The organism is bacterium, assembly GCA_021372775.1.
Lineage (GTDB): Bacteria > Acidobacteriota > Polarisedimenticolia > J045 > J045 > JAJFTU01.
In genome coordinates this window covers 1-6,275 of record JAJFTU010000447.1, presented here as the reverse complement: position 1 = coordinate 6,275, position 6,275 = coordinate 1, and the positions used below count along the sequence as shown (strand labels likewise).

6 protein-coding genes are annotated in these 6,275 nt (G+C 72.6%); 1 reads left to right on the top strand and 5 read right to left on the bottom strand.

Annotated elements, in window-relative coordinates; all coding sequences use genetic code 11:
• The first annotated feature begins 9 nt into the window (after window positions 1-9).
• Complete coding sequence (locus tag LLG88_15265; protein ID MCE5248266.1) at window positions 10-147, top strand: hypothetical protein; 138 nt, start codon at window positions 10-12, stop codon at window positions 145-147.
• Window positions 148-223: 76 nt separating this feature from the next.
• Here LLG88_15265 and LLG88_15260 read toward each other — a convergent pair whose 3' ends face one another.
• The 5 genes from LLG88_15260 to LLG88_15240 form a co-directional block, all read right to left on the bottom strand.
• A complete protein-coding gene (locus tag LLG88_15260; GenBank protein MCE5248265.1) occupies window positions 224-1,564 on the bottom strand; it encodes an ABC transporter permease in 1,341 nt (446 codons plus the stop codon).
• Window positions 1,561-2,466 (bottom strand): ATP-binding cassette domain-containing protein, encoded by a 906-nt coding sequence (locus tag LLG88_15255; protein ID MCE5248264.1) that lies wholly within the window; start codon window positions 2,464-2,466, stop codon window positions 1,561-1,563. Before LLG88_15255 ends, LLG88_15260 begins: the two co-directional genes overlap by 4 nt.
• A gap of 61 nt (window positions 2,467-2,527) precedes the next feature.
• Window positions 2,528-3,421 carry a TrmJ/YjtD family RNA methyltransferase gene (locus LLG88_15250; GenBank protein MCE5248263.1) on the bottom strand — a complete coding sequence of 298 codons (894 nt, stop codon included), beginning with the start codon at window positions 3,419-3,421 and terminating at the stop codon, window positions 2,528-2,530.
• An 83-nt stretch (window positions 3,422-3,504) separates the two neighbouring features.
• Window positions 3,505-5,094, bottom strand: coding sequence for a DUF1957 domain-containing protein (locus LLG88_15245; protein ID MCE5248262.1), 1,590 nt, complete (start codon window positions 5,092-5,094; stop codon window positions 3,505-3,507).
• Window positions 5,091-6,041, bottom strand: a complete 951-nt coding sequence (locus LLG88_15240; GenBank protein ID MCE5248261.1) for a DUF4912 domain-containing protein — start codon at window positions 6,039-6,041, stop codon at window positions 5,091-5,093. The genes LLG88_15245 and LLG88_15240 overlap by 4 nt, the downstream gene beginning before the upstream one ends.
• Window positions 6,042-6,275 lie beyond the last annotated feature (234 nt).

Here is a 6,275-nt window from a genome sequence, read left to right as displayed (position 1 = left end):
AGGTGATTTATGGAGATCGGCACGATCGTCGCCCTCGCCATGACCGGCGTGGCGTTCGCCTTCATCGTCTTCGCGTCCGTGAAGTCGCACCGCAACGCGGCCCGCGCCGCCCAGTCCGAGAACGCCGCGGAAGCCGACAAGAACTGATTCCGCGCTTCCGCTCCGAACATGAAACGGGCCGCCCGAGGGCGGCCCGTTTCGTTTCGCGAATGCGGAAACGCGCTCAGGCGCGCCGCGGCGCCAGCCCCGCCTGCCGCAGGATCTCGCGCAGCTTCGGCCGCGCGCCGGAGAGGAGCACGCCGACGCGGAAGAGGCGCGCGCCGATCTTGATCGCCGCGTAGATCCCGAGGGCCAGCATCGCCAGCGAACCGACGATCTCCCACCACGCGACGCCGCGCGGGTCGATCGAGAGCCGCATGATCATCGTCAGCGGCGAGGTGAAGGGGATCCAAGTCAGGATCCGCGCCACGAGGCCGCTCGGCTCGGCGAGCAGCGAGTTCAGCGCGACCATCGGCACGACCGTCAGGATCGACCAGACCATCGAGAGCTGCTGGCTCTCGCGGATCGTGCTGCCGAGCGAGGCGGTCCCGATCATCAGGCTGCCGATGAGCAGGTAGCCGAGCACGAAGTAGGCGACGCCGAGCGAGATCGCGAGCCAGGGGATCTGCACGCCGGCGATCGACATCAACATCACCGTCGCCGTCCCGCCCGCGGCGGCCATCGAGAACCAGACCGCGATCTGGATCAGCCCCGCGCCGCCGAGTCCGAGCAACTTGCCGGCGAGGATCTCGTCCGGGTCGGCCGAGGACAGCAGCACCTCGACGACCTTGTTCTCCTTCTCCGTGGCCACCGCCTGCAGCAGGTAGCCGGCGCTGGCGAGGAGCGAGGCCATCAGCAGGATCATGAAGATGATCGGCACGACGATCTTCGCCACTTCCTGGCTGACGCTCTTCTCGACGAGTTGTCCCTCGTTCGTGTAGGTGAGGTTCTTCCCCGTCTTGATCGGCTGCTTGACCAGCGAGGCGACGTCGTCCGAAACCTTCCCCGCGAGCATCCGCTGCACGAGCAGCTCGCCGAGCTGGTCTCCCGCGCCGTGGGAGTCGAGCGGCGACCCCTCGCGCACGACCGAGTCCACCCGCCCGCTGCGCAGATAGTCGTCGGCGACGACGTAGTACCCCCGGACCTTCTGCGCCTGCAGCGCGGCGCGCGCCTCGTTCTCGTCGGCGAACGGACGGAAGATCGCGTTGCCGCGCCCCATCGCCCGCGAGACCTCGGCCGGCTGGCCGGCGGCGGCGAGGAAGTTCTGCATCTCCTTCGGCAGCGGCGGCAGCGGCGCGGCCGCGTCCCCTTCGAGGCGCAGCACCTGCGCGTGGTCCACCACGCCGTAGAGCTTGATCTCCTTCTCCTTCTTCGCCACGGCGTAGCCGCTGAAGAAGCCGATCACCGCCACGTAGGCGAGCATGAAGATCGGCATGCCGAACGTGGCGATGAGGTATCCCTTCCGCTTGACGGTGGAAAGGAATTCGAACGACGCGACGGCCTTGACCTTGCGCCAGCGGATCACTGCCGCACCCCCTCGACGACGTTGATGAAGACGTCTTCCATCGGCGCCAGGACCTTCTCGAACCGCTGGACCGGCGCGCCCGCCTGGACCAGGTCGCGCAGCACGACCGCCGGCAGGACCCCTTCGTCGAGCAGCAGCCGCCAGTTGCCGTTGTCCTCGCGCCGCTTCTGCAGCACGCCGGCGACCGCCGGCGGCTCCGCGCCGTTCATCCCCACGCGGACTTCCGGCTTCGACCAGCGCTCGCGCACCGCCTCGACCTCGCCGTAGACCATCAGCTGCCCCTTGTTGATCAGGGCCACGCGGTCGCACAGCGCCTCGACCATGTTCATCTGGTGGGTCGAGAGGATCGTCGTCAGGCCGGCGCGGCGGCGCTCGATGATGATGTCCTGCACGAGGCGCACGTTGACCGGGTCGAGCCCGGAGAACGGCTCGTCGAGGATCGCCAGCGGCGGCTCGAAGAGCAGCGTCGCGGCGATCTGCACCTTCTGCGCCATCCCCTTGGAGAGCCGCTCGACGTTCCAGGAGACGGTCTCCTCGAGGTTGACCTTCTTCAGCCACAAGACGGCGCGGCGGCGCGCCTCGCCGTGCGGCAGCCCCTTGAGCTGACCGAAGTAGGCGAGGACGTCGGCGACCTTCTGCTTCTTGTAGAGGCCGCGCTCCTCCGGCAGGTAGCCGATCCGGTCGAGCTGCTCGCGGTCGAGCGGCTCGCCGAAGAGCCTCACCTGCCCTTCGTCGGCGCGGATGATGTCCATCAGGATGCGGATCAGCGTCGTCTTGCCGGCGCCGTTCGGCCCGAGGAGGCCGAAGACCTCCCCTTCCGGCACGCCGAACGAGACGCCGCGCACCGCGGCCACGTCGCCGTAGCTCTTGTGGATGTTCTCGAAAGCCAGAATGTCGGCCACTCGCTCCTCCCGCCGCGCGCGCGGCGAACCGAAGGGCGATTGTACGCCGGTCAGAACTCGCTCAGTCCCCGTCCGCGTCCTGCGGGCGACCGTTCGACGGCGCCGGCTCGCGTTCCTCGGCGCCGACGGAGAGATGGACGCGGTGCTTGTCGAAGAATCCCGACGGCGCCTCCTCCGGACCGCCCTGCGGAATCTCGGCGATTTCCGCGACCCAGTCGGTCTGGTGGAGCATCGCGCGCACGACGCGCACGTCCGATTCGGTCAGCTTCGCCCGGCCGAAGATCCGCCTCCAGCGGCGCAGGTGCGTGCTCGGCTTGGGCGTCTGGATGTAGCCGATCCGCTTCCAGACGCGCCGCGCCTGCGCGTACATCGCCTCGAGCACGTCGTGCGGCGCCGGGTCGGTCTCCGGGTCGGAGACCGCCGCCTCCGCGCGGCGTGCGAGGTCGGCCCGCGCGGCCTCGGAGAGCATGTAGCCGACGACGACAACCGCGTGCGCCAGGTTGAGCGACGGGCAGGCCTCGTCGGAGGGGATCACGAGGTGATGCTGGCAGAGGTCGAGCTCTTCCGTGAAGAGGCCGTGCGCCTCGCGCCCGAAGACGATCGCGGTCTCCCACGGCGCGCTCCACGGCGTCGTCGCGGCGAAGATGTCGGCCGGCGACGAGCCGTGCCCGCGGGCGTGCCCTTGGCGGCGCGACGTGCCGATCACGCAGCGGCAGTCGGCGAGCGCCTCGGCCAGCGTGTCGCGGCGGACGACGTTGTCGAGGACCGCCTGTCCTTCGGCGCGCGCGAACCACCGCGCCTCGTCGGCGTCCGGATCGGCCTTGCCGCCGACGAGCGTCAGCCGCGACAGGCCGAAGTTGCGCATCGCCCTCGCGACTTGGCCGAGGTTGCCGTCGTACGTCGGGCCGACGAGCACGACCCGAATGCGGGCGAAGGTGTCGGTGAGAGCGGCCATGGCGGGATTCTAGTTCGCCGCGGCGCGCGACGCTCCCGCCCCGCGGGTCGGGCCGCCTCCGCGCCGCGCGGGGCGTCCGACCGTCAGACGAAGTCGGCCAAATCGAGCGACGGGAACAGCGGGTCGCGCCGCTCGCACTCCGCGACGAGCGCCTCGTCGAGCGCCCCTTCGGAGAGCATCCGGTCGAGCGCGGCGAAGCGGTCCACGTGGCCGCGGAAGCGGCTCTGCGCGTACGACGACGCGGTCCCCGCGGCGGCGAGGAACGCCCAGTCGGACGCTTCGGCCAGCATCACCTCGCGCGCCATCTGCTTGAGGACGCGGTCCACGAACGGCGCGCGCCCCTCGTATTCGGCGAGCAGCGCGAGGAAGCGGTCCTCCACCGCGGCCAGCGCGGGAAGCCGTCCCTCGTTGGCGTGGGTGAGCCACATCTCGAAGTAGCCGCCCGCGCCCCACGAGCTCGCCTCGAGCGACGCGACCGAGCGCTCCGGGACGCGGCCGAGAACGTCGGAGGGGGTCGCCAGCTCGAGCTCGTCCTGGTCGTAGGCCATCTTCCGCACGACCTGCTCGAGGAACCACGGGCCTTCGAACCACCAGTGGCCGAACAGCTCCGCGTCGTAGGGGCAGACGACGACTGGCGGACGGCCGAGCCGCGCCGCGAGGGCGCGCGCCGCGGCGACCCGCGCGTCGAAGAAGTGGCCGGCGTGCAGGTCGGCGCGGGCCCGCGCCGCGTCGGGGTCGTAGATCTCGCGCCGCGAGCCGGCGCGGTCGGTCACGCGGTGGTACTTGAGCCCGGTGAACATCCGCTCGCCCGACGGGTCGATGATCGGCGCGACGTAGTCGGCGGGCAGGTCCCAGCCCGCGTCGCGGTAGAACTCGCGGTAGAGCGGATCGCCCGGATAGCCGAACTGCGCCGACCAGACCTGCCGCGCCGAGTCGATGTCCCGCGCGAACGCGGCGACGCCGTACTCGGTCGAGAGCGGCGCGTGCACGCCCGCGGCGGGGCGCGGACGCGCGGCGTCGAAGGCGTGCGCGTCCACGACGAACCAGCGCAGGTCGGCCTCGGCGAGGTAGCGCTCGAGCGGCGGCGCGTAGGCGCATTCGGGCAGCCAGACGCCGCGCGGCGCGACGCCGAAGACCCGCTCGTGCTCGCGCACCGCGGTGCGGATCTGGCCGCGCAGCAGCGCCGGCCGGTCCATCAGCAGCGGCAGCAGCGGGTGGGTCGCCGGGCAGGCGGCGAGTTCGAGCACGCCGTCCCGCGCGAGACGCGAGAGTTCGGCGAGGATGTCCCGATCGAGCGTCTTGACGTAGAGGCGGCGCAGGCGCGTCAGGCGCTCGCGGTAGAACGCCACGACCTTCGCCAACGCGGGGTTTCCCGCGGCGCGCTCCGCCTCGCGCGGCAGGAAGTCGAGCAGGCGGTCGATGTAGGCGGTCGTCCGCTTGCGGAGCAGCGGATCGGCGAGCATCGCGGCGAGCGTCGGCGAGACGTCCACCGTCAGCCGGAACGGCACGCCGTCGCGGACCATCGCGCGGCACGACTCGAGCAGCGGCAGGTAGGTCTCGACGACCGCCTCGAACAGCCAGTGTTCCTCGAGGAAGAACGGGTGCTCGGGATGCCGCACCCACGGCAGGTGGGCGTGCAGCATCAGCACGAGCGCGCCGCGCCGCGGGCTCAACGCGCGCTTCCGTCGGGAGGAGGAAGGAAGGCGTCGGAAGAGGGGGCGAGGCGGATCGGCGCCGACGCGGACGGCGCGCGCTCCTCCTCCCCCGCGGCCGCGGCGTCCTCCGCGGCCGGAGGTCCGACGCGCGGCGCGTCCGCGTCCGCGATGACCGCCGAAGCGTCCCGCTCTTCGCGGCCGGCGCCCGCGGTCGGCGGCGCGCCCGACGCGGCGCTCCGGACCGGCGACGACAAGGCCGGGCCGCAGGGCCCCGCGGGGGCTGCGGCGGAGACGGGGAGCGAGCGCGATGCGGCGACGACGGGGGGCGCCGCGGCGGCGCGGGCCGCCGCCCGCGTCGCGTCGTCCGCCGGATCGCCGTGGACGGCGGCCGCCGCCAGCCGCGCCCGCAGCCGCTCCGCCGGATCGTCCGGCGGCGAGGGGCGGAACCCGGCCCCCGCGGGCGGCTCCGCGGCCAAGAGCGCCCGCAGGTCCACGTTCGGCGGGACGGCGCGCGCGACGTCGCCGCGCCGCCCGGCGAGTTCGGGCGGAGTCCGCAGCCAGCCGCTCCGCGCCCAGACCGCGAAGCTCCCCTCGGCGCTCCACGCCCCTACCTCCGCGCGCATCGCCCGGTCGGGAGGAACGTCCACGTGGCGCGTCCCGTTCGGCTCGTCGGCGGCCCCTTCGTGGAGCGCCGCGCCGGTCTCGTCGAGCAGGCGGAGCGTCGGTCTGGTCGGCGCCGCGGCGGGTCCGCCGCCGGGCAAAGACCAGACGAGCACGACGTGGCGCGGATCGCGGACGAAGGCGCGCACCGCCGCGACGCGGGTGGGAGGCGGCGGCTCGAGCCCTTCGGCGAGGCGTCCGCCGTCGGCGCGCGCGGCGAAGCGGGCGCGTTCCGATTCCAGTTGCCCCCGCCGCGGAACGGAGACCGCGGGGAGCGCGTCGGTGTCGCTTTCGGGGTCGGACATGGTCTCTTCCGGGCCGGCGGCCGCCGGCCGACGGGGGGCGATTATAGGGGGCGCGGGCGGCCGGCGCGCGCTAGAGTGACCCTCGGCATGGATGAGTCCAAGGCAAGCGCCGCCCGGTTCAAGGTCGGCCCGGCTTTCGCGGGGATCCGCCTCGACCAGTTCCTGCAGCGGATGATCCCGCGGCTTTCCCGGAACCGGATCCAGAAGGCGATCGACGAGCGCGTGCGCCTCACG

Bases quoted from the DNA above. Each gene is read 5' to 3' on its own strand.
- LLG88_15265 (MCE5248266.1), top strand. From the start codon at position 10: ATGGAGATCGGCACGATCGTCGCCCTCGCCATGACCGGCGTGGCGTTC.
- LLG88_15250 (MCE5248263.1), bottom strand. From the start codon at position 3,421: ATGGCCGCTCTCACCGACACCTTCGCCCGCATTCGGGTCGTGCTCGTC.
- LLG88_15240 (MCE5248261.1), bottom strand. From the start codon at position 6,041: ATGTCCGACCCCGAAAGCGACACCGACGCGCTCCCCGCGGTCTCCGTT.